The 21,978-nt window shown below is 68.3% G+C and carries 20 protein-coding genes and 4 pseudogenes; 6 read left to right on the forward strand and 18 right to left on the reverse strand.

Translation table 11 applies throughout. From position 1 onward, the window contains the following. Nucleotides 1–20: 20 nt before the first annotated feature. The 7 genes and pseudogenes from QA634_RS04780 to QA634_RS04810 form a co-directional block, all read right to left on the reverse strand. Nucleotides 21–2,399 carry a S8 family peptidase gene (locus tag QA634_RS04780; RefSeq protein ID WP_265576529.1) on the reverse strand — a complete coding sequence of 793 codons (2,379 nt, stop codon included), beginning with the start codon at nucleotides 2,397–2,399 and terminating at the stop codon, nucleotides 21–23. A gap of 52 nt (nucleotides 2,400–2,451) precedes the next feature. Continuing rightward, nucleotides 2,452–3,462 (reverse strand): AAA family ATPase, encoded by a 1,011-nt coding sequence (locus tag QA634_RS04785; RefSeq protein ID WP_012330925.1) that lies wholly within the window; start codon nucleotides 3,460–3,462, stop codon nucleotides 2,452–2,454. 495 nt (nucleotides 3,463–3,957) lie between these two features. Next, nucleotides 3,958–4,101 (reverse strand): annotated as a pseudogene (locus QA634_RS04790) (IS630 family transposase); the annotation flags it as partial. Between the two features lie 87 nt (nucleotides 4,102–4,188). Next, nucleotides 4,189–4,470: pseudogene (locus QA634_RS04795) on the reverse strand (Arm DNA-binding domain-containing protein); the annotation flags it as partial. Between the two features lie 287 nt (nucleotides 4,471–4,757). Next, nucleotides 4,758–6,314, reverse strand: a complete 1,557-nt coding sequence (gene guaA, locus QA634_RS04800; protein WP_012330926.1) for a glutamine-hydrolyzing GMP synthase — start codon at nucleotides 6,312–6,314, stop codon at nucleotides 4,758–4,760. 92 nt (nucleotides 6,315–6,406) lie between these two features. Then, entirely contained in the window at nucleotides 6,407–7,258 is an 852-nt protein-coding gene (locus QA634_RS04805; protein ID WP_283027290.1) for an alpha/beta hydrolase, read from the reverse strand. A 260-nt stretch (nucleotides 7,259–7,518) separates the two neighbouring features. Next, nucleotides 7,519–8,832, reverse strand: a complete 1,314-nt coding sequence (locus tag QA634_RS04810; protein ID WP_012330928.1) for an RsmB/NOP family class I SAM-dependent RNA methyltransferase — start codon at nucleotides 8,830–8,832, stop codon at nucleotides 7,519–7,521. 108 nt (nucleotides 8,833–8,940) lie between these two features. On the opposite strand from QA634_RS04810, the gene QA634_RS04815 reads away from it, so the two are divergent. Continuing rightward, nucleotides 8,941–9,096 (forward strand): hypothetical protein, encoded by a 156-nt coding sequence (locus tag QA634_RS04815; protein ID WP_012330929.1) that lies wholly within the window; start codon nucleotides 8,941–8,943, stop codon nucleotides 9,094–9,096. A 153-nt stretch (nucleotides 9,097–9,249) separates the two neighbouring features. On the opposite strand, the gene guaB is transcribed toward QA634_RS04815, so the two are convergent. Together guaB and QA634_RS04825 are read right to left on the reverse strand one after the other, a co-directional pair. Further along, nucleotides 9,250–10,743 carry an IMP dehydrogenase gene (guaB, locus tag QA634_RS04820; RefSeq protein WP_012330930.1) on the reverse strand — a complete coding sequence of 498 codons (1,494 nt, stop codon included), beginning with the start codon at nucleotides 10,741–10,743 and terminating at the stop codon, nucleotides 9,250–9,252. 184 nt (nucleotides 10,744–10,927) lie between these two features. After that, entirely contained in the window at nucleotides 10,928–11,131 is a 204-nt protein-coding gene (locus QA634_RS04825; RefSeq protein WP_018262521.1) for a hypothetical protein, read from the reverse strand. Nucleotides 11,132–11,558: 427 nt separating this feature from the next. On the opposite strand from QA634_RS04825, the pseudogene QA634_RS04830 reads away from it, so the two are divergent. After that, nucleotides 11,559–11,762: pseudogene (locus QA634_RS04830) on the forward strand (DDE-type integrase/transposase/recombinase); the annotation flags it as partial. Nucleotides 11,763–11,925: 163 nt separating this feature from the next. On the opposite strand, the gene QA634_RS04835 reads toward QA634_RS04830, so the two are convergent. Next, entirely contained in the window at nucleotides 11,926–12,120 is a 195-nt protein-coding gene (locus QA634_RS04835; protein ID WP_012330931.1) for a hypothetical protein, read from the reverse strand. Between the two features lie 670 nt (nucleotides 12,121–12,790). Between QA634_RS04835 and QA634_RS04840 the strand changes: the two genes are divergently transcribed. Both QA634_RS04840 and QA634_RS04845 read left to right on the forward strand, forming a co-directional pair. Then, nucleotides 12,791–13,084 carry a hypothetical protein gene (locus QA634_RS04840; RefSeq protein ID WP_150108572.1) on the forward strand — a complete coding sequence of 98 codons (294 nt, stop codon included), beginning with the start codon at nucleotides 12,791–12,793 and terminating at the stop codon, nucleotides 13,082–13,084. Beyond that, on the forward strand, nucleotides 13,084–13,335 hold the full coding sequence (locus QA634_RS04845; RefSeq protein ID WP_012330932.1) for a hypothetical protein: 252 nt from the start codon (nucleotides 13,084–13,086) through the stop codon (nucleotides 13,333–13,335). Before QA634_RS04840 ends, QA634_RS04845 begins: the two co-directional genes overlap by 1 nt. A gap of 295 nt (nucleotides 13,336–13,630) precedes the next feature. Here the strand turns inward: QA634_RS04845 and QA634_RS04850 are convergent, their stop codons facing one another. The 6 genes and pseudogenes from QA634_RS04850 to QA634_RS04875 form a co-directional block, all read right to left on the reverse strand. Beyond that, nucleotides 13,631–13,780 carry a hypothetical protein gene (locus tag QA634_RS04850; protein WP_283027292.1) on the reverse strand — a complete coding sequence of 50 codons (150 nt, stop codon included), beginning with the start codon at nucleotides 13,778–13,780 and terminating at the stop codon, nucleotides 13,631–13,633. Between the two features lie 92 nt (nucleotides 13,781–13,872). Then, the gene (locus QA634_RS04855) at nucleotides 13,873–14,076 is read right to left on the reverse strand and encodes a hypothetical protein (RefSeq protein ID WP_012330934.1); all 204 of its coding nucleotides are present in this window, start codon (nucleotides 14,074–14,076) and stop codon (nucleotides 13,873–13,875) included. Between the two features lie 409 nt (nucleotides 14,077–14,485). Then, nucleotides 14,486–14,980 (reverse strand): HD domain-containing protein, encoded by a 495-nt coding sequence (locus QA634_RS04860; protein ID WP_012330935.1) that lies wholly within the window; start codon nucleotides 14,978–14,980, stop codon nucleotides 14,486–14,488. A 777-nt stretch (nucleotides 14,981–15,757) separates the two neighbouring features. Then, a pseudogene (locus tag QA634_RS04865) lies at nucleotides 15,758–16,042 on the reverse strand (Arm DNA-binding domain-containing protein); the annotation flags it as partial. 411 nt (nucleotides 16,043–16,453) lie between these two features. Further along, nucleotides 16,454–16,801: an EAL domain-containing protein gene (locus tag QA634_RS04870; protein ID WP_265576530.1), complete on the reverse strand. Its 348-nt coding sequence runs from the start codon at nucleotides 16,799–16,801 to the stop codon at nucleotides 16,454–16,456. Nucleotides 16,802–18,010: 1,209 nt separating this feature from the next. Beyond that, nucleotides 18,011–18,169, reverse strand: coding sequence for a hypothetical protein (locus tag QA634_RS04875; protein WP_168169133.1), 159 nt, complete (start codon nucleotides 18,167–18,169; stop codon nucleotides 18,011–18,013). Between the two features lie 244 nt (nucleotides 18,170–18,413). Between QA634_RS04875 and QA634_RS04880 the strand changes: the two genes are divergently transcribed. Beyond that, the gene (locus QA634_RS04880) at nucleotides 18,414–18,767 is read left to right on the forward strand and encodes a hypothetical protein (protein WP_265576531.1); all 354 of its coding nucleotides are present in this window, start codon (nucleotides 18,414–18,416) and stop codon (nucleotides 18,765–18,767) included. A gap of 30 nt (nucleotides 18,768–18,797) precedes the next feature. On the opposite strand, the gene QA634_RS04885 is transcribed toward QA634_RS04880, so the two are convergent. Both QA634_RS04885 and QA634_RS04890 read right to left on the reverse strand, forming a co-directional pair. Continuing rightward, the gene (locus QA634_RS04885) at nucleotides 18,798–19,004 is read right to left on the reverse strand and encodes a hypothetical protein (RefSeq protein WP_026190899.1); all 207 of its coding nucleotides are present in this window, start codon (nucleotides 19,002–19,004) and stop codon (nucleotides 18,798–18,800) included. A 389-nt stretch (nucleotides 19,005–19,393) separates the two neighbouring features. Next, on the reverse strand, nucleotides 19,394–19,573 hold the full coding sequence (locus tag QA634_RS04890; protein ID WP_018262509.1) for a hypothetical protein: 180 nt from the start codon (nucleotides 19,571–19,573) through the stop codon (nucleotides 19,394–19,396). A gap of 623 nt (nucleotides 19,574–20,196) precedes the next feature. Between QA634_RS04890 and QA634_RS04895 the strand changes: the two genes are divergently transcribed. Then, a complete protein-coding gene (locus QA634_RS04895; protein WP_012330939.1) occupies nucleotides 20,197–21,609 on the forward strand; it encodes an FG-GAP-like repeat-containing protein in 1,413 nt (470 codons plus the stop codon). Nucleotides 21,610–21,978 lie beyond the last annotated feature (369 nt).

Consider the following 21,978-nt stretch of genomic DNA (forward strand, 5'->3'; position numbering starts at 1 on the left):
TTCCACCACCCGCCGACAGGCTAGACCGCGATCGCGTCATGACCGGCGAGCTCTATGGCCCGGCCACGCCACAGGTCGCAATGCAGCGAGCCAGCCTGAACGGCCTTAGGGCCGAGGAGCCAGCAGCTGGTCTCGGCCTCGGTTTCCGAGCCGTCCTTCTCCTGTGCTGAGGAGATGCGGCTGCGGAATTTTGCATTCGTTTCCGTCCGCCTCTTCATGTCGAACCGGAGCCCGAACGAGCGATAGGTGTCGGGCCGTGTCGCAGCTTTACCAGTGAGGTTGGGCTCGACGAAGTAGGAGAGCGTCACCTTCATCGTGACGATCTCGTTCTCAAGCTGCTCCAGCGCCGCCTTGGGCCAGGGCAGGTCGTAGAAGTGCATCTCGTTGAAAACAGCACTTCGCCCGTCCGCGCCGAGCGCGAAAGGCTGGATTTCGGCTTCGGCGATCAGCGTAACATTGTTCCGCGCTGACAAGATCGCGCGCCCGATGTCTGGCACACCGTAGCCTATTTCGCGTAACGCCTGCTGTTTCTGCGCCTTAGATCCGGTCTTCCAGTGCGCGCCGCGGCCGATCAGCAGCTTGCGCATGGGCTGCGGCCAATCCGCGGAGTCCACGGTCAGTGCGCGATGCGTCTCGGGCCAGAGATGAGGCAGGCTCGCCTGCAACCGACCGATGAAGTTCCCCGCCACACCGGCCGCTGCGCTCGTCGCGCAGAACGGCACGAGCGGCTCGGTCGCCACGTCCGAGCCTGGGGCAAGCAGTGACACGGCCTCATGCCAGGCGCAGAAGCCAGTCGCGTTGGAAACCATGTTGCCGGCCTCGAACAGCACCTCGGGCTTGATCGGCGTTAGATCGTCGGGAAGTGTCTGGGAGCCGCGACTGTACGGGCTCCGGTTGTTCGCGGGCACGACCGGCGCCAGCGCGGGCGGGGGTGTCGGCGCCTGCTCCTTTTGCGTGAAGCCACCGATCGTCAGCGCGTTCCAGCTCTGGGAAGGATCTTCGAGCGGCTGCGACGGGATGACATCAAGCATCATGCCGCCCGGCACGTTGCCGGTCGCAACCACCACCAACCGTTTGGGCGCGCCTGCCGCCGGCACGTCATCGGCTTCATCCCCAGGCATCGACCCCGCGGCGATCTGATCGAGAGCGCCGCTCCAGCTCGATGGACGGCTCGGCGGAAAGTCAGCCGCCGAAGTGGCGAGGCAGAAGCTGCGGACCACGTTCGGCCGTTCGGCTTCGACGAGGGCCACAGCGCCTTGGGTCACCACGCCATAGCTTGGCGGCTTGGTCGCCGGAAAGCCGCCGGGCGGCAGGAGCTTCATCGACTCCGCCCCGTGGTAGAGTTCGACTGGTCCCACACTGTTCATGTGCGGCTCGAGATCGCCATGCAGGATCAGCCCAGCGATCGCCGTGCCATGGCCGCCATACGGCGCATGATCATCCGTTCCCCAGGCCGCATCATAGGCCCACGCGCCCTTCAGGCCTGGCTGGATGAGAGGGTGCTCACCCGCGACCCCAGTATCGAGCGCGCACACGACCGGCGCGTCTTCCGGCGTCGGCACGATTCGCTCTGCGAGTTCGGCCACCCAGTCATGCTGCCCAACACCGCCCGCGCCGCGGTCAAGGAACGGTTCGATCGTGCCGGTGGCCTGCCTGACCTCGGTGATAGCACCCGGCAAGCGCTCGGCGAATGCCAGCAAGCCCGCCGCCGCAGCATGGACGAAGACCACCGTCGTGTCCGGGAAGAGCAGCCGATCGGCATGTACATCGAGGTTCGCGCCGCGCGCAAGCACAGCCACGCGCTCGGCGCGCGCCGCGCCGCCCTGCACCCACAGCTCCCACCAGACGATTTCGGGCGCGGAGAAGTCGACCGGGCCGACAAAGAGCGTCCACGCCGGCGCGGCGGCGATGGTCTCGACTGGCTCAAACCGCTCGACATCGGGCCGGCGCGCGTTGCCCGGGTCACGGCCATAAGCTGCGATGCGATCGCGCAGGAAACCGCGAGCCTCGTCTGGAACGAACAGCAACGCGCTCTCGGTGCGATCATCCCGGCGTTCGGTGCGGAGCAGGACGATATCCTGACCGGGGAACTCGAGCGCGGCCGGAACCTTCGCCGCCTTGGAGCGCGACCCATTGGGCGGTGGCGCGGTCGACACCTCGACGATCGTGCCCGGCTTGAGTCCCTGGACCGGCAGCCGCGTGTCCGCGGCGACCACGGGCAGCTCACCCAGCGCCTTGCTCAGCTGATCGAGAAGCGAGTCAGCGTGCGCGCCATAGTCTTCGCGCAGCGGCTTGCGCTGCTGCGCTCGCGACGGATAACCGTACTGCGCGGCCTCACGAAACGCGTCGATGGAGATGTGCGGGCGATCACGCGCCCCGTAATCTTCAGGCTCCACCATATTGCCTCTGCCTTGAACGAGCTTGCTTCATCTGTCCGGCCGGCGAGCCTGTCTAACGGCCGGTCGAGCGGCGGAATTTGCCCTTCAAGGTCTGACGGTTCTGGAGAGCCCGGGTGAGCGCATCCGGGGATACCTTGGGTGCACCCTCCAGGATGGCATCCTTCACGACAGCGTCGGCTGCCCGAACGAGTTCGCCTTGGCTCAACCCGTCAAGCGCGGGGTCGATCGAGGACCAGGAGCGCGCGGTGAGCTTGAACTTGCCGAGGCGCCGTTCAAGGATCGCGCGCGCCGCCATCCGGTCCGGCAAACCATATTCGATGACCTCGTCGAACCGGCGCGCGAGCGCCTCGTCGAGGATCTCGACATGGTTCGTAGCCGCCAGGACGAGGCTGTCCGTCGTGTTCGGCTCTTCCATGAAGGCGAGCACGGAATTCAGCACGCGGCGGATCTCGCCAACATCGTTGGGATCGCCACGGCGCGCGCCGATCGCGTCGAACTCGTCGAGCAGGTAGACGCCTCGGACCTGCGCGATCTGATCGAACAGCAGACGCAGCTTGCCCGCCGTCTCACCGAAGAAGCGGCTGAACAACGCCTCCAAGCGGACAGTGAACAGCGGCAAATGCAGCTCACCAGCGAGCGCCGATGCTGTCATTGTCTTACCCGTACCAGGCAGCCCGACCAGCAGCAAGTGAGTCGTGGGCGCTTGTCCATGGTCGCGCAGCGTCGCCCGCTCCTGCTGCTGTCTGACCACGCGGCTCAAGCGATCGCGGACATCATCCGCGAGGACCATACTTGAGAGCGAAACCTTGGGATAGGTGCTCTCGACAAGTTCCTGCAACTCGCCGCGTGGGCGGGCCAACGGAATGGGCGTTTGGCCCCCAGCCGGTCGGCCGGTCCTTTGCTGGTCGCGCGCCCGTTGCACCAGGCGCTTCAGCTTATCGGCGTCTTCGGTCCGGCCTTGCCGCGCTTCCTGAGCTGCCGCCTGGAGGGCGATGGAGAGGAACTGCTCCTCATCACCCTGGATGTGTGAGTTGAGGAGCGCGAGCAGATGCTTCGTCGACATTCGCGCCTCCCTTCTCGACTCAGATGCCTCAGTCTGCAGACCGCCTTAGCGCCTCAGCCGTGGATTTTAAGACCGAACCCTAACCAAATGGCCCAACCCGCGCCACGGTTTCCTAACCGCTGAGCACAAGGTGCGTGCCGTCGGCGGTGATCGGCGGGAATTCCCGGTATCCACAGGGCTGAACCTCCCGATCGCTGCTGCGAGGGATCGACTCAGCCACGATACGCGAACATAACATGAACGAAACTGCTCTTCCAGTGTTTAGGGGTGCATGCGCGAGTCGAGCCATGATCGTGTCCTCGACGAACTCCGTAAGCGCATCGCTAACCTGGAGCGCTGTGGCCAGTCGCGTCGACAAGGTGGTTTTGCGCTCGGCATCCGTGACATCGACGGACGTGTCCGATGGCTCTGAACCCGCACGCCGCCGAGGCTGCGGAGCGCACCTCCACGTGACACGCTAGACCGCCAGAAGGTGCAAGCTAGAGCTGTTCCCGGTCAGGTAGCGACGGCCAAGTTGTTCTCGCACCCGGCTGCGGTGAGGTAGTTGCGGCACTCCTGGGTGAAGCGGGTGAAGGCCTGTCGGATCGCCGCCCAGAGATCCGGGATCGTGCGGGCTGCCGCACTGCGCAACAGCGCCTTAGCTTCGCGAACACCTGCCGGCAAGCTCCTTCACCCCTCAACGCGCAACCCGCAGATCCGTCTCTAGCGGCTCGGGACCCGCCCTAGCAGCCGACGTTTGTCGCGCTGCTTCTCCTGCGCCGGTGAGCGCCCTTCAGCGAAGGCGCGGCGTGCGTCGATGCACTTCTCTCTTGCCCGCGCCAGAGGAGATAGCCCAGCTGGTCCGTAACGACCGCGCGTCAGCGTCTCGCGACGGCCGTTCATTCGGTAGTCGAAGCGGAGTGAGATTGACCCTCCGGGCGACACGTAGGCGTAGATGCCGTCCCGATCAGTGACCTTGTAGGGCTTGTCCTTCGGTTTGGGGTTCTTGAGCGCAATATCTGTGAGCATAACGGGCTCCTCTTTAGGATACCGTCAGCCCGGAGCGGCGCCACCATCCTCATTTCCCCAGAACTGACAGGCACTTACGCTGAAGAACTACCGTCGTCCAGACTTACGAGGTTGACGGCATCAGCCTGCGCGCGAATCCAAGCGCTAGCGTATTCGTCCATTATGCCGTCATGTGCGACTGCTACCCACCGGTAACTCGCTATAGTCATCGGGAGAAAAAGAGGCACAGGTCACTGGGTTGAGTACAGTCTCGCGATCGGCTCCAAACGCCCTCGGGACATAGCGAATCACTCCCACTCGATCGTCCCGGGCGGCTTCGAGGTGATGTCGTAGGTGACCCGGTTGATGCCCTTGACCTCGTTGATGATCCGGGTCGCGACCCGGCCCAGGAAGCCCATGTCGAAGGGGTAGAAATCCGCCGTCATGCCGTCCACCGAGGTGACGGCGCGCAGCGCGCAGACGTGGTCGTAGGTGCGCCCGTCGCCCATCACGCCGACCGTCTTCACCGGCAGGATCACCGCGAAGGCCTGCCAGATCGTGTCGTAGAGGCCCGCCTTGCGGATCTCCTCCAGGTAGATCGCGTCGGCCTTGCGCAGCGCGTCGAGCTTCTCCGCCGTGATCTCGCCCGGGCAGCGGATGGCGAGGCCGGGACCCGGGAAGGGGTGGCGGCCCACGAAGGCGTCGGGCAGGCCGAGCTCGCGGCCGAGCACCCGCACCTCGTCCTTGAACAATTCGCGCAGGGGCTCCACGAGCTTCATGTTCATGCGCTCGGGCAGGCCGCCGACATTGTGGTGGCTCTTAATCGTCACCGAGGGGCCGCCCGTGAAGGACACGCTCTCGATCACGTCCGGATAGAGCGTGCCCTGCGCCAGGAACGCCGCGCCGCCGCTCTTCCTCGCCTCCGCCTCGAACACGTCGATGAAGAGCCGCCCGATCGTCTTGCGCTTCACCTCCGGGTCGGTGACGCCGGCGAGCGCGCCCAGGAAGAGGTCCTGGGCCTGCACGTGCACGAGCGGGATGTTGTAGTGGTCGCGGAACAGCCGCACCACCTCCTCGGCCTCGCCGAGCCGCAGAAGGCCGTGATCCACGAACACGCAGGTGAGCTGCTCGCCGATCGCCTCGTGGATCAGCACCGCCGCCACCGCCGAGTCGACCCCGCCCGAGAGGCCGCACAGCACCTTCTCGCCGCCGACCTGCCGGCGGATGCGCTCGATCGCCTCCTCGCGGAACGCGCGCATCGACCAGTCGCCCGCGCAGCCCACGATGTCGCGCACGAAGTTGCGCAGCAGCAGCGCGCCGTGCGGCGTGTGCGCCACCTCCGGGTGGAACTGCACCGCGTAGAAGCGGCGCCCCTCGTCGGCCACCGCCGCGAAGGGCGCGTTCGGCGAGATCGCGATGGTGGAGAAGCCGTCCGGCAGCTTGGTCACCCGGTCGCCGTGGCTCATCCAGACCGGGTAGCGCTCGCCCACGTGCCAGATGCCGCGGAACAGGGCCGAGTCGGCGATGACCTCGACCTCGGCCCGGCCGAACTCGGCGTGGTGCCCGCCCTCGACCTCGCCGCCGAGCTGGGCCGCCATGGTCTGCTCGCCGTAGCAGATGCCGAGCACCGGCACCCCGGCCTCGAACACCGCCTGGGGCGCGCGGGGCGAGGTCTCGATCGTCACGGATTCGGGGCCGCCCGAGAGGATCACGCCCTTCGGCTTCAGGGCCGCGAAGGCCGCCTCCGCCGCCTGGTAGGGCACGATCTCGGAATAGACCCCCTCCTCGCGCACCCGGCGCGCGATGAGCTGGGTCACCTGGCTCCCGAAATCGATGATCAGGATCTTGTCGTGGTCGGCCGTCATACCGGTGAGTTAGACGAGGCGGAGGCGGCGCGCAACGCGGGGCCGCGCGATCGGCCGACCCCGTTCCACGGAGCCGCGCGCCCGGCGGGCCGTCACCCCCGCACGAAGCCCCGCCGCCGCGCCCAGGCCAGGAACAGGCCGGGCCAGGCCGCCGCCGGGGTGCCGGGCACGCCGAGCGCGAAGCCGTGCCCGCCGCGCTCGAACAGGTGCATCTCCACCGGCACGTCGGCGGCCCGCAGCGCCCCGTACATCAGCAGGCAATTGTCCACCACCGCGACCGGGTCGTCGGCCGCCTGGGCCAGGAAGGTCGGCGGGCATTGCGCGCGCACGTGCAATTCGATCGAGTAGCTGTTGGTGGCGAAGCGCGTCGGGCTCTCGCCCACCAGCACGCGCCGGCTCGACGTGCGGTCGAAGGGCGGGCGGAGCGTGATCACCGGGTAGATCAGCGCCGCCGCGTCGGGCCGGGCCGAGAGCGCGTCGTCCTCGTCGACCGGCTCGTAGAGCGGCGCCCCGAAGCGCACCGCGGCCGAGCCCATCAGGTGGCCGCCCGCCGAGAAGCCGACCACGCCGATCCGGCCCGGCTCGTAGCCGTAGCGCTTGGCCCGCGCCCGCACGAGGCGCACCGCCCGCTGCACGTCCTGGATCGGCGCGTCCGCCCCCGCCCGCCAGCCCTCGCCGGGCAGGCGGTAGACGAACACGAAGGCCGTGACCCCCTGGCCCGCCAGCCACTGCGCGGTCGGGATCGCCTCGTGCCCGATATCGATGCGCCGGTAGCCGCCCCCCGCGGCGATCACGACCGCGCTGCCGGTCGGGCGGGGCGCGCGCACCACCAGCAGGCAGGGCCGGGCCACGCTCTGGATCACGCCCTCGCGGCTCTCGTCGTAGGCGGGGCCGTCGAGGTCCGGGCCGCCGCCGCCGGGCGGCGTGCCGGGCCAGAGGGCCATGACGTCGAGGTCCGCGCCCGGGCGGATCGGGGTGGGGCCGGCGCCGGGGGCGGGACGGCCGGCGCGGCGGTGTCGCCCCCGCCTGGGCCGCCGTCTCCGTCGGGCGCGCGAACGGGAGCGCGGCCGCTCCCGTGAGCAACGTCCTGCGATGGAGCGGCATGTCCCGTCGATCCGCGATCCCCGAGACTCCCTGAACCACCCCCTCGCGAGCTTGTCCAGTCATCCAAACGATCGCGACCGCGGCATCGGCCCGGGCTCGGTCATTCGGCCGGGGGAAGGGCGCTCCGTCCCTCTTGCCCGTGGGTCAGCAGCGCCACGTAGAACCCGTCCGTGCCGGTGCGGGCCGGCGTCATCTGGATGCCGTGGGCCGTGCGGCGCAGCGCGGGCTCGAGATCCGGCGCGAGCGCGAGGGGGACCGCGCGCAGGGAGGAGCGCCGCGCCAGCAGCCCGGCCACCGCCCCGTCATTCTCCTCCGGCAGGAGCGAGCAGGTGACGTAGACGATGCGGCCGCCGGGCCGGATCAGGCCCGCAGCGCGGTCGAGGACCGCCTCCTGCTCGGCGCGGCGCGCGGCGAGGCTGCCGGGGCGCAGGCGCCACTTGGCGTCGGGGTTGCGCCGCCACGTGCCCGAGCCCGTGCAGGGCGCGTCGACGAGGACGAGGTCGGCCGCGCCGGCGAGATCCGCCAGCGCGTCGGGGGCGCCCCGCCCGCCCCGGGGCGTGCGCACCTCCGCGACCGCGCCCGCCCGGCGCAGGCGCTCGTGGATCGGGGCGAGGCGGCGCGGGTCCCCGTCCGTGGCGACGAGCCGGCCCCTGTTGGCGATCAGGGCGGCGAGGGCCAGCGTCTTGCCGCCGCCGCCGGCGCAGAGGTCGATCACGGTCTCGCCCGGCCGCGCGCCCGTGAGGCGCGCGGCGAGCTGCGAGCCCTCGTCCTGGATCTCGAACAGGCCCTCCAGGAATTCCGGCTCGACGTGGAGCGCCGGCCCGCGCCCGTCATCCGGCACCGGGATGCGCAGGCCGTCCGGCGCGTGCGGGGTCGGGGCGGGGTTCAGGTGCGCCAGCGCCGCGGCCACGCGGTCGCGGTCCGCCTTCAGGGTGTTGACCCGGATGTCGAGGGGCGCCCGGCGGGCGAGGGCCTTCAGCTCCGGCAGGAGATCGTCGCCCAGCGCCGCGACCAACGAGGGCAGCACCCATTCGGGCACGTCGCCGGCGACGTGGAGGGGAGCGTCCGCGAGGGTCGCCGTGTCGAGGCGCGCGCGCTCCGCCTCGGTCAGGGGAGCCGGGGCGAAGCGCTCGCCGCTGCACAGCCCGGCGATCGTGGCGCCCGCGAGGCCGCGCTGCAGGCGCAGCGACCCGATCAGCACGGCGCGCGGCGCGTCGTCGTCCATGATCCAGGCCGCCGAGGCGCGCCGGCGCAGGGCGTCGTAGACGAGGCCCGCAATCGCGGCCCGATCGCCCGAGCCGGCGAAGCGGTGGGCGAGGCCCCAATCCTTGAGCGCGTCGGCGGCGGGCCGGCGGCGCGCGGCGATGTCGGCCAGGACCTCGATCGCGGCGGAGAGGCGGGCGGACGGGGTCATCCCGAAACGGCCGCGCCGGTGCCCGCGATCGGGCGGAGAACGGCCAAGCTTTGGTCACCTTCCCTTAGGAGATGGAGGGCCTTCACCCCGATCCGGAGCTTCACCGTCATGTCACGCCTCGCGTCGCTCACCCTGTCCGGCCTCCTCCTGCTGGCGCTCGCCGCCTGCGCCGCGGCACCCGCCGCGCCCGACCTCACGCCGCCCCCGCGCAAGCCCGCCGACGCCAAGACCACGCTCGAATCCGGCGCCGCGCCGCGGCGGTGATCCCCGCGCCGCGGCTCCGCCTCACGCCCACCGCGCGAGGAGGAGCCGCACCGCGATGGTGATCCCCATCGCCATCGGGATCGGCGCACCCGCCGCGACGAGGCGCAAGCGCAGCCGCACCGGGGTTCGTCGTCGACGGAAGCGCGCCGGCCGTCAGGTCCGGCTCGGGTAGTTCGGGCTCTCGCGGGTGATGGTCACGTCGTGGACGTGGCTCTCGCGCAGGCCCGCATTGGTGATGCGGATGAACTGGGCCCGCTCCCGGAAGGCGGCGAGGTCCTCGGCGCCGACGTAGCCCATCGCGGCGCGCAGGCCCCCGGCGAGCTGGTGCAGCACCGCGGCGACCGGCCCCTTGTAGGGCACCTGCCCCTCGATGCCCTCCGGCACCAGCTTGTGGGTGTCGTTCACCTCCGCCTGGAAGTAGCGGTCGGCCGAGCCGCGCGCCATGGCGCCGACCGAGCCCATGCCCCGGTAGCTCTTGTAGGAGCGGCCCTGGTAGAGGAAGACCTCGCCCGGCGCCTCGTCGGTGCCGGCGAGCAGCGAGCCCAGCATCGCCACCGAGGCGCCCGCCGCGAGCGCCTTGGCGAGGTCGCCCGAATACTTGATGCCGCCGTCGGCGATCACCGGCACGCCGGCCTCGGCCGAGGCCTCGACCGCCTCCATGATGGCGGTGAGCTGGGGCACGCCGACCCCCGCGACGATGCGGGTGGTGCAGATCGAGCCCGGCCCGATCCCGACCTTGATGGCGTCGGCCCCGGCATCGATCAGGGCCTGGGCGCCCTCGCGGGTCGCGACGTTGCCGGCGATGACCTGCACGGCGTTCGACAGGGTCTTCACCCGGCGCACGCTCTCCAGCACCTTGGCCGAGTGGCCGTGGGCGGTGTCGACCACGATCACGTCGCAGCCCGCGTCGATCAGGCGCTCGGCCCGCTCGAAGCCGCTCTCGCCCGTCGTGGTCGCGGCCGCGACCCGCAGGCGGCCCTGCTCGTCCTTGACCGCGTGCGGGTAGGCGACCTGCTTCTCGATGTCCTTGACGGTGATGAGACCGATGCAGCGGTAATGGTCGTCGACGACGAGCAGCTTCTCGATGCGGAACTGGTGCAGCAGGCGCTTGGCCTCGTCCTGGGTGACGCCCTCGCGCACGGTGATGAGCCGGTCGCGGGTCATCAGTTCGGAGATCGGCTGGCTCGTGTCGGTGGCGAAGCGGGTGTCGCGGTTCGTCAGGATGCCGACGAGCTTGCCCTTCGAGCCGTTGGGGCCGCGCTCGACCACCGGGATGCCCGAGATGCCGTTCTGGCGCATGAGCTGGTGGGCGTCGGCCAGCGTCTCGTCCGGGTGGATGGTGATCGGGTTGAGCACCATGCCGGATTCGTACTTCTTGACCTGCCGCACCTGCTCGGCCTGCTCGTGCGGCTCCAGGTTGCGGTGGATCACCCCGAGCCCGCCGTTCTGCGCCATGGCGATGGCCATGCGGGCCTCCGTCACGGTGTCCATCGCCGAGGCGATGATCGGCAGATTGAGCTTGATCGAGCGGGTGAGGCGGGTGTGGATCGCGACCTCGGCGGGCATCACCGCGGAGGCCGCCGGCCGCAGCAGGACGTCGTCGAAGGTCAGGCCCTCGATGATGCGGTCGCCAACGATGGGGGCCATGAACCAACTCCTGGATGCGGCAAGGGGCCGGGCGCGGCAGCATCCCAGCCTCGAACGAGTTGGCACCGGCCGATAGCACGCGTCCATGACAGGCGCAAAGCGGCAACGAGGGCCGCATGCGCCCGCGGCAACCCGCGCCCGAGCGCCGCGCAGAGCGCGGCGCGGGGCGAGGCGCCTGGGGGCCCTATTTCTGGCCCTGGCTCGCCTTGTTGGCGTTGTGGTGGCCGATGGCGCAGCCGGCCGCCGCGCCGGCCTTGCCGTGGCCCGCGGCGGCGCCCGCCGCGCCGCCGACCACGGCGCCCTTGAGGCAGCCCTTGGCCTCGGCCCCGCCGGCCGCGAGGAGGCAGGAGCCGGCGAGCGCGGCGGCGAGCAGGAATCTGGTGCGCATGGGATTCTCCCGAGATGGCGTGTCGCCCGAGAACGGCCCGGACCCGCCCGGCGTTCCGGATCGACCGCGGCGCGGCGCCGGGCGGGGGGAGACCGACCCGGTCCCGGGCCCGCCACGGTGACGACACCGCTCCCCTCCTCCCGGGGCTCCCGGCGGGTCCCGCGCGACGGCGCGGCGCCGGCGGGGCCGTGGCGGATTGCGGCGGTCGGTCGCGCTTGGCGTTCACGTGGCCTAGCGTCACCGCTCCATCCGATCGGTCCCTGCGCCGCGCTCACCTGCCGCGAGAGAAAGGAGATACTCCCGGAGCGGAGGATGGAGGTGGATCCACCATCATCCGGTGGGCGCTCGCCTCCACGCCCGCCATCGAGCGCCGCCCGCGCCGGTTCCGCGAGCCGCAAAGCGGCGCCGTGCGCCTGGACGAGACCTCCACCGGCAGCAAGGGATCGGGAGCGACCATTTCCGGGTGCAGCGGTCCATGCCGCGGGTGAGCGGGTTTCGGTCGTTCGATACGGCCCGGCGCGCGATCCCGGGCTTCGAGGCGATGCCGTGGCTGCGCAACAGCTTCGGATTGGCCGGCGCCTGGACCGTGCGGGAGCAGAACCAACCGCTCGCGAGGTGTTGCGGTTTGCCGTCGCGAAGACGGGGTGGAAGCGGGACGGCCGAGTCCCCGTGTCTCGGCGCCGGGTCTGCGAGAGGCCCCGGCGTCCCGCCCCCTTCGAAGCCAGCACCACGCTAACCGTGTCTTTCAATGATTCAGAGCTCAGCCGACCTCGGATGCAGGTGCATTGAGTATTTCAGCCGAAAGTGAAGCTACCATCCGCACCGAAGTTGACCCTCACCCCGGCGATCATGTACGATCCTCCGCGAGCATCAACGACGTCTGAGTTTACAGTACCGCGGGTCCACTTCATTCCACCGTTCACATCATCGAGCTCCTGCTCTGACAGCTGCTGCGGCATGATTTCCTGATCGTCATTCGAGTGGGTCATCGTCGTTTCTCCTTCAATATCAGGTTCGAAGTAGCGCTATTCGCCGCTTCATGCGCTGTTACTGCACCACACGGCCGCACTGATCTGTGCTTCAGGGCACGTGTCCGCACGAGAGCGTCGGACGCCAGGACGGTGCGACTGCGGCCTCGCGCTCAAAGCTGATCCGACGGGCGGGGACACGGCGGCGACCGACGCGCAGGCGTGGCGGCCGAGGGAACTCGCGCGCGCCGGATCACCGAGCAGTCCCTGCCGCAGGCGGCCGAGAGCGGCGGGCCTCGGGCGGCGGGCAGGCCGGTTCAGCACTCTCTGCACCGCGGTGGATGTCCCGCGTGGCGACCCCTGCGCGGTCGGGATACCCCGCTCGGTGAGGGCGCGGGCGATGCCGCTGGCAGAGGAGATGCCGGCCGCGCGAAGCTCCGCGATTGACCGGTACGACGCGCGCCGCGTTGCGGTCGCCTCCGGCCTTCCTGCCCACCCCGTGGCCAGGTTCGGCGAAGGTCCGCAGGAAGCCGGGATCGCGGGAGGGGCGATCACGCGTCGCGCCACGGGGACGGCGTGCCTCGATCGCCTTCCCATCAACCTCACGTGCCGGTTGCGTGCCCCCATGCACGCGGCACCAATGGCTGCTTGCCACGTTGATGTTACAGCGATTAACATTCGGAAGGCAGCCATGGCCGACCTTGAGGTGCCTCTTGCCCAGATAGAGGATCTTGCCCAGCAAGCGCGAGAACGCATTGAGGAGAGCATCGCACGGCTTGGCGGTGACAGTGCTGCGTTCTGGTATGCGGTGGCGTTGATCTACCGTCGCGGCCTCGCTGACCCTGCACTCGCAAGAGCTGAGAGCATCGCCGGCACACACTGTGCCTGCCCTTCAAGCGCTGAACTGGTCGCATCGCCTGAGATGGCACCCAAGAACGGCCAGCCCTTGGCCAATTCCTCAGAGTGCTTGGAGTTCATGCTGTGATGATCCGGACCGTGGACGTCATTGCCACGCCCGTGGAGGACGAAAGCACTTGGTGGCTCACCGACCGCTCGGGATATTCCTTGGGTGCGGTTCAGAGAATCATGGACTCGCCCAAGGTCAGCATCGTGGTGAACCCCCAGGGCGCCCTCGAAGGCATCCCCGCGCACCATCCCTCGATCGACGCCGCCTTCGAAGCCATCGCGGAGCATGTGGGCGGCACCTGCGAACGCAATCCCACAATGAAGAGTTGAAGCGGCGCCTTGGCCGCCGGAGACGCGATCCCTCCGCGGCAGACCTCGCGGACAGCGCGCGGTGCGCAAAACGAAGCCGGCGCGAGGATCAGCCTCGGCCGGCTCCAGTCAGTGTCATCGGGGGCTTCCAATGAGATGCCTCCAAACGGCCGAGGCAGCCCGGGAGTTCCAGCGCGAGGTGGCGGGACCGGAGATCGCGGGCCGGGCCCGGGGCGGAGGCGGCACGCTGGGCGGGTCTGCCTCACGGCCCGGAGCGGCAGCGCGTTCGTGCTTGCCAGGCCCGGCCTTTGTCGCGTCAGCGCGCATTCGTCTCGCGGTTCGGGTCGGTGACGGGCGGCTCCCTCGCGTCTCCCCCCGAGAGGAGGCGCCCGACCAAGCCCATCGCCCCCATCATGCCGACGGCCAGCCCGCTGCAGACCAGCATCGCGCCCGTCGCGCTGAGCATTCCGAACCCGATCTCCATTGCCGTGCTCCCGTGTTGCAGGCCTCAACACGGGGCAGCGCAGGGCACGGCGACCGGTTCCTCGCCAGGCCCGCTCAGCCTCCGATCGCGCTGACGACACGCTCGATGTCGTCGATGGCGGCGCGGATCCGTGCCGTCCGCTCCTGCAGGGCCGCGACCTTCTCGGGCCCGGGCTCGGCATCCGTCCACCAGCGGCACCCGTCGACCGTCTGAAGCAGGCGACCGAGGCGCTCGTGCTCTCGCTTGAGGTCGGCGGCAAACTCCTCATTACAGCCCATCTCACTGTCCCTCCGCGGATCACAGATAGAACAACGCGAGTGGATCCTCGGCGGACCCACGTCACGCCGACGTTCGGACGGGAGAGGGGGTCGTCGAGTGTTGCCGGCTCCACGGGGAAACACCGCAACGGGTCTCGTTCGAGGATCTTTTGTGCCGGCTGGTCAGCGTCCCGTGCCACGAGTCCTCGCTCCCCGTTTCGGCACGCCGTCCCGCCGTGTCGCGCCACCTCGCGACACCGGAGGCATCCGGATGGGCGTCCCGCTCGGGCGGTGATCTCCGCGCCGGCGCGCCGGGCGACATTGCCCCGCGCCTCGCAGCGAAGGCCGTCGCCCTCGGCACGAAGCCGGCCGCGCGCGGGCGGCGGGATCTCACGGCCCTGCGCGTCGTCGCCGCGACGGGGATTGCCTCTCACGGCCCAGTGTAGCCGAGCGCCGCCGCGGCCTTGCGCAGCCGCACCATCGACGCCGCGTAGCGCCGCTCCAGGCGCTCGGCCTCCTCCGGCTGCGCCCGGTACGGGTCGGCATTGTCCTCGTCGTCCGAGAGCTTGATCAGGATCGCCCCGAGATTGCCACTCGCGATGAGGGCCGCGACCCGCTCGGCGCAGGTCCGGCCATCGTCCGACGGCGTGAGCAGTTGCACCATCTCGATCACGGGCTCGGCAAAGCCGGCCGCTCTCAGGTCCTCCGCGGTAGTGGGGGTGTCCTCGACCACATCGTGCAGCCATGCAGCCTGGACGATCGCATCCACATCCGTGCTCAGCCCGGCCTGCCGGGCGTGCCGAGCCCGGATCTCGGCCACCGCCACCACGCGATCCAGGTGCTCGATGAAGGGCTCGCCCGCCTCGTCGACCTGCCCGGCGTGCTGGATGCGGGCCAGGGCTTTCGCGTCGGCACTCGTCATCATGGGCCGCCCCTCGGATCCGTCACACCATCCGAAGGATTAACTCAGTCCCGGAGGATGCGCTGCGGAGGCAGCGTCGTTGGGCGGGCCGCGCCTGCAGGATCGCGGTCCGGACGGCCATGCGCATCTCGGCCTCGGACGGGTCACGGGCCGGATCTGGACCGACGCCCGGCGCCACGGGATGCCCGTCGGGCATCCCGCCGTGGTTAAGATCTCGTTAACCATTCCGGCCCACACTCTCGCCTGCCGTGCTGAACCCCCATCCGGCACGGCGGCCCGGGTTCACCTCGTTCTCGCCTTGCAGGGATCCCGGGCCGGTGCCCTTCTATCCGAGACCGACCTCGCTCCCCGGCGGGGGCGAAGGCAGCGACCGCCTGACATCCCCGATCCAGCGGTCGGTCGTTGCAGCCAGCGGCCGGGCTCCGCCCCCACAGCGGGCCCGGCCGCCGCACCTCCACGCAACAGCCCGCCATGGGACCTCGCGGGCATGGCGGCTTGCGCGGACCGGCCCAGGGCCAGCCGTGGAGGCCGTGCCTTCCCCGGTCCGACTGGACCAACGAGAGTGTCACGGCGGCGCGGGGCGGTGTTGATCTCGCTCAGTGGGTGAGCTTCCCTGCCCGCGCGGAGGCAGCGATCACGGGCGCTTTCCCCGCTTCTCCTCAGCGTCGAGGCCGATCTCCACGAGCCGCACCCGCTCCTCAGGCCGCCGCGCTGAAGGACTGACCTGTTCCAGGTCGGGGGAGGCACGGAGGGGCTTGATGCGGACCGCCAACGCGTGCGCGCCCTAGCCGCAAGACCTTGGCGCTTCGCCTTTCGCGCCTCAATCGGGTCGATCCCCTCCGCGCATAACTTTCGGCGGACAAGTGCCTTGTCGCGGGCCTCCGCGAGCGAGAATGGCGAGGCTGAGCCGAGCCCCATAGCTCGCGCCCTGCCGCGCAGGGTGAAGCGGAAGATCCAGCTCTTGGCTCCGTTGCCCGTCACCTGTAGCCACGGGCCGCCACCGTCGCCGGACATCCCCGGCGTCCTCAGCGTCGCGACCCTCACGGTGGAAAGCGTCCCGGTCATGCCTGCTGTTCTCACGCTCCTCCCCGCACCGTCATCGCGCGTTTCGGCGAGCTCCTGCGGCGCATCACGGACGACGGGCTGTGCCTTCCTCGGCCATTCAAGGGACTTAGCGGTCACATGCGCACCAGTACGGACGGTCAGCTCGCGGATCTTCTCGCCAATCTGGGGTAAATTAATGAATCTTTAGAACGGCTTAGTAAAAATTACATCTTACACATCCACGATTTTACCCACATCGGATCGGCGGCTTGAGGCGGACGCCTATGGGTGCCCGCGAACGATGGTTGCGGCGGTGGGTCGCGCTTGGGTTCAGGCCGCCTGACGGCACCGCTCGATGCGATCGAGCCTGACGCTGGCCCCGCATGCTACAAACCACACCTGTGGGGGTCTGACCGGCAGAGCGGTGTGCCCTCAAGGACCGGCAGCAAGTCCGAGAGGGGCCTGCGGCTTGCCGGTCAGGCAGCCCTGCCCCTGCGCGCAGCCCTCGACCTCCACGAAGGCGAACTGCGCGGGCGTCTCCACACCCTCGGCCGTCACGGTCATGCTGAGCCGCAGCACCGACTCGCCGGGCGTCACGACCGGACCCGTCTCCTCCACGAGGGGGACGAACACGCCCGGGCCGAGCTGGCCACGGGTCGAGTGGTTCCAGCGCACCAGCGCCTCGACCGCGACAATCGCCCGGGAGGCAACGTCGAGGGCCGGCTGGTAGTGCAGCAAGAACTCGCCGAGTCGCTGGCCGAGGGCATCCGGACCGGTCACCCGAGCATGCCGGAATTCCAGCTTGACCGAGGTCTGGTGGAGGATGTGATCCGCTATCTCGCCAGCCTGGAGCGGTGAGCCGTCCGGCTGCCCTCGACCGAGAATGGGCGAGGATCAGCTGGGCTGAGAGCTCACCGGCGGGACGCCTCCCGCCTGCCCATGCAGGGTGCCCTCGATCCGTGGGGATCTCCTCGGCCTGCCCGGCTCCGACCGCGGCGGGCTCTTTGCTGCTCCGTACACCCCATCACGCCCATGAAGGTTTTGGCGAAGGTGCGCTTGCCAACGGGCTGGAACCCTTTCCGCAAGCACCTTGTTGCGTCCTTCACAAAGCAGAGGGAGGCGACGTCATGCGCCCGTATGCATTGGGCATTGCTGCCGCGGCGGCACTATTTATTGTGCCGGTCACAGCCTTCTCACAGGGGATCGAGATCGGGCCGGGCGGTGTTCGCTTCGGAGATGGAGGTCGCGGGGGCGGTCGATGTGAGCAGCTCAGGCGAGCATGCGAGAACAAGGACGAATTGGGTGAGCGCGGCGAGGGCAACTGCCGGCGCTACCGTGAAGAGTGTGGACGTCGCTCGCGCCGCGATCTCTGCGCGGAACTGCGCCAAGCCTGCCTCAACAAGGATGAGCTAGGCGAGCGTGGACGCGGCAACTGCCGTCAGTATCGCGAGACCTGCCGGTAGTCCACACGAGTTCCCTAGGCTCAATCTGTGGAGCGCCCAAATGCGCAAGGCCCTCATTGCTGCAACCTGCCTTCTTGTACTGCCGCTCCCGGTGATCGCTCAAAGCTCATCACGGGATGAAGACAGAGGCAGGTCATACGACCGCGGCAACAGCAGAAGGGATGATACGCGATACCGCCCCAATGAGGATTGGGATCGGTCCTATTGGCATGGCTATGGAGCCGAAGCGCCGGGGGGAGGCTCTTCGTTTCACATCAGGATGGGTGACGCGAAAATCCATGTCAGATGCGGCCCTCGCGAAACGCTGAAGGACTGCGTGGACGCCGCCACTACCCTGCTCGACAAAGCGCGGTCGCTGCCAGTGACGGGAAGCGCGAACACGGGATCCGGGAACGCGCCATCGAAGCCATAGTCGGCAGAGCGACCGGGCCCGGTCGCTCTGCCTCCGACCCCCTCATGACTAAGGGACCGTTCGGGGAGCCCTGGCCTCGCCCCCGAGCCCAAGCCGCGGGAGGCCAGACGAGGCCTAGAGCAGCACCCGATCACGTTGCAACCGGGTGCCGCTCTCGATCTTTGATCTTGCCGCATTTTCTGTGACGAACCGGCATCCACTTCGTCGGAAAATGCTCTCGACGCGCGGCTTGGCGCCCGTGCCGGCCTTCAGGTCGATGAGGAACCCGGCCATCCCGAGTGCTCAGGCGATCAAGTCAGACAAACAGCCGCCGCGACGGGCGACCCGCGGTCGCCGTGCATCGCGATCGGACCCCGCGCCGTCGCTCCCGCCCAGAATTGGTTCGGCTCCGGCCCCGAGTCGGATAGGGACCGCGCCCATGTCATCGCGGAGCCCGTCGGACGGTCGATTGCTGGTCTACGGAGAGCGGAGGTGCTCCGGGCCCTCTGCACCTGCCCTGGTGGCCGCCAGAGCCACGATGGCCGGCGTCCAGGCAGCGGGGCTGGCCGGCATCGTCGACGTGATCCTGACGGTTCGGGACGACGTCACGCTCGAGGTCTCGTTCATCGCGACGCTTCGTGAGCGCCGGAAAGGCCATGCCGGTCAGGCGATCGGGATCATGACCCAGGCAGCCGATGCCGCCGGGGTGCTGCTGATCCTCAAGGCGCAGGGCTGCCCGCCGAAGGGAGCGCGCCGTGTCCTTGGCACGTACGAGCTCGTGCGGTTCTACGAGCGCCGAGGGTTTCGCGTCCTCTCCGCAGCCTACGGCGGAGGCGTCCTGATGGAGCGCCCACCGAAGCGTCAGAAGCCCGCGAGCAGGTGCGCGGCCTGATCCGCTCCTCAGGAGGCCCGGCCGCCACCGTTACGGTTTGGTCGCGGGCGAGGGGTTGGTCGGCGTGGCGGGAGAGGGTGGCGTCGGAGCCGCCGGGCTCCCGGTCGGCGGGCTTGCCGGCGCGGCGGTCGTGGCTGCCGGCGGGTTGGCCGTGTTGGTCGTGTCGGCCTTCTTCTCATCCTTGCACGCGGTGAGCGCGAGCAGCGCGATGAAGGGTAACAGGGTGCGTGCACGCATTGTCGTTCCTCCTCATGGGAACTCTCCCAGGGACCAAGGAACGCGATGTTGCTGAAGTGGTTCGGGATCGAACGCTGGAAGGCCACCCGGCGCGTATCAGCCATCCGGGCCGCCGGCCCGACTTGGCAAGACGGGATCGCCGCGGCGCTGCACGCGCGCGGCATCCTGGCGCCGCGCGGTGGGGCTTGGCGGGACGTACAGATCCACCGTGTGCTGGGTGGCGGGTGGGCGTGGCAGCGGGCCGTAAGGAAACCGGTGACGGAGACCCTCGGCCCGCCGGTGGCCCCTCCGCTCCGAGCGCTCGGGGCGGAGGGTTGGAGTGCCACGCCCAGGAGGTAGCTCGCCTGCGTCTGCGCCCCATGCGCGGTGAATACGGACCTTGGGGCTGATTAGGGGCCATCCCTGCGGTGAGTGCTCGCCCAAAACAGATCGTGCGCATCCGACGTGATCGTGCTGTCAAGGACGGCGAAGCTCACGTCGACCACCAAGAACAGAACGCTGACGCCGATCATGGCGAGCGTCTGGACGGGGCTGAAACCGCGCTCCCGCAGCCGGCAGTAGACGTGCATGTGTCGCTTTGGGCCGGGACCAATCAGGAGGTGAAGGCGGCCGAGCCGACGGGTCGGGTCAGACTCGGCCGCGCACTCGCTTGCCCCGAAACGCAACGCGGGCCAGCGATCTCGCAATCCAAGAGGGGCGACGGCCCTGCGATCTTGCGAGGGGATAGGCCGTCACTGTCGCCGTGCTGGGGACAACTCGGTGAGCAACAGACTGCCGCAGGATGGTTGAGGAAGTGCTGCCAACAGCAGAGCGCCCGGCTACGGAGTCGGGACCGTGAGCCGGGCGTCGTGTCGTCCTAATCGCTCCTGTTGTCTGCCGGACCAATTCCGGCAGGCTCTGAGCGTTCGAGCAGGGCTTTTCGGGACGGCGTTAAATGCTGTGACTCGCGCCGAGCCGCACGCCGCCCAAAGAAAGAGGCCGCCCTGGTAAGAGCGGCCCGAAGTCTAGGGAGGAAACGCCCACGAAGGGCAATCCTCATGTGGGAAGCGCCCTATCATCGTGACGTGCGCAAGCGATGGAAGTACAGGGGGCGTGAGACCGGCCGAGACAGCCAAACGCAGCCGCACGCCATGAAATTTACGCAAAATTTGGCGGAGATGACATCATTTCTGGAGGCCGTGGAGGGTACCCTATGGTTGATTACGTTTTGGAAGGTCCTCGATGGGGCGGCGGATCATACGGCTCAAGCGGGGGTATCGTAACTTGGTCAGTTGATAATACTGTACCAGGTTCATTTGCTCCCGTAATACAAGCCGCCTTCTCGAAGTGGTCTCAATACGGAAACATTCGCTTCCAGCAGGTTGACCATATGGCTGGCGCCAACATAGCTATTAGCGACAACTATATAGATGGGCTAGACAGGATTCTTGGACAGACAAATTACACATTTTCCGGGCAGAATTTTCAGTCGGCAACAATTCAATTCGACAGCGGAGAGCACTGGACCGCGTCAAACGGAAGTATATTGAGCAGCGACGGCTTTAACCTTTATGATGTTGCCTTGCACGAAATTGGGCATGCCATTGGCATAGGGCACTACGACGCCTCACCGGCAGTCATGAACACATTTCTAAATTCGTCTGTCACAAATCCTGTGACATCAGATATAGATGCTATCAGGGCGCTATATGGGGCTGCTCTCACGACCACGACCAGACTAGGTGGTGATTTTAACAGCGACGGAACAACCGATGTGCTCTGGCACGATACAGCCGGTCACATTAACGCATGGCTGCTCGGCAGCAATGGCCAGATTATTTCAACTCCAAACATCGGAACCGTTGGTTCTGAGTGGAGCATTAGAGGCAATGGGGATTTCAACGGGGATGATAAAACCGATATTCTGTGGCAGGATACGGCCGGGCACATCAACGAATGGCTGATGGGCAGTAACGGTCAGGTCACGTCCGCGCCCAACATCGGAACCATCGGTTCCGAATGGTCGGTGCAGGGTATCGGTGACCTGAACGGAGATGGCCGGTCCGACATCCTTTGGCGCGATACGGCCGGGCACGTCAACGAATGGCTGCTCGGCAGCGATGGCAAGGTCACCTCGGCTCCCAACATCGGAACTGTTGGCTCTGAGTGGACCGTGAAAGGCGTGGCCGATCTCAACGGGGACGGCATCAGCGACATCCTCTGGCAGGATACGGCCGGGCACGTCAACGAATGGCTGATGGGCAGCAACGGTCAGGTGTCCTCGGCACCCACCATCGGCACGATCGGCGGCGAGTGGACATTGCTGGGAACGGGCGACTTCAACGGCGACGGCACCAGTGATCTGCTCTGGCGAGATGCGGCCGGCCACGTGAATGAGTGGCTGATGGGCAGCAACGGTCGGGCGTCCTCGGCACCTAATATTGGCACGATTGGCTCGGAGTGGTCGCTGATCGGGACGGGCGACTATAACGGTGACAGCCGAACTGACTTGATGTGGCGGGACACAGCCGGGCACGTAAACGAGTGGCAGCTCAACAGCAGTGGTCAGGTCGCATCAGCGCCAAATATCGGGACGATCGCCTCGAATTGGACTGCTGTTGCCTAATTCATCTCACGCGTGACCTGCAGGACCGACTTGGCCCTGCAGGTCACACGAGGTTGCGCTTTACATGCCGGTGACTGCGGCAAGCTGAGTTGCGCTCCACCGGCCCATCACACCCGCCTTCACCAACGATGAGTTGTCTCGCTCGGAACACGGTTGTATTCATCCCCGCGCGAGGCGGCGCGGGACGGGTAAGCGGGTTTATGAAGCCATCCGCTTGGCGATCTCGGCGAGGTGCGCCCGGCTGCACCCGGTCGCCTGGATCTGCGACCACGTCATTCGGCACGGCCGATTGAGGCCTGCAGGGCGCCCTGGAGCGGTTTCGGCGGGGATGCGCGAACCGAGATTGCGCGGAGTGGGATCGGCCCGTGC

This window comes from Methylobacterium sp. CB376, assembly GCF_029714205.1.
In the GTDB taxonomy this organism is placed as follows: Bacteria; Pseudomonadota; Alphaproteobacteria; order Rhizobiales; family Beijerinckiaceae; genus Methylobacterium.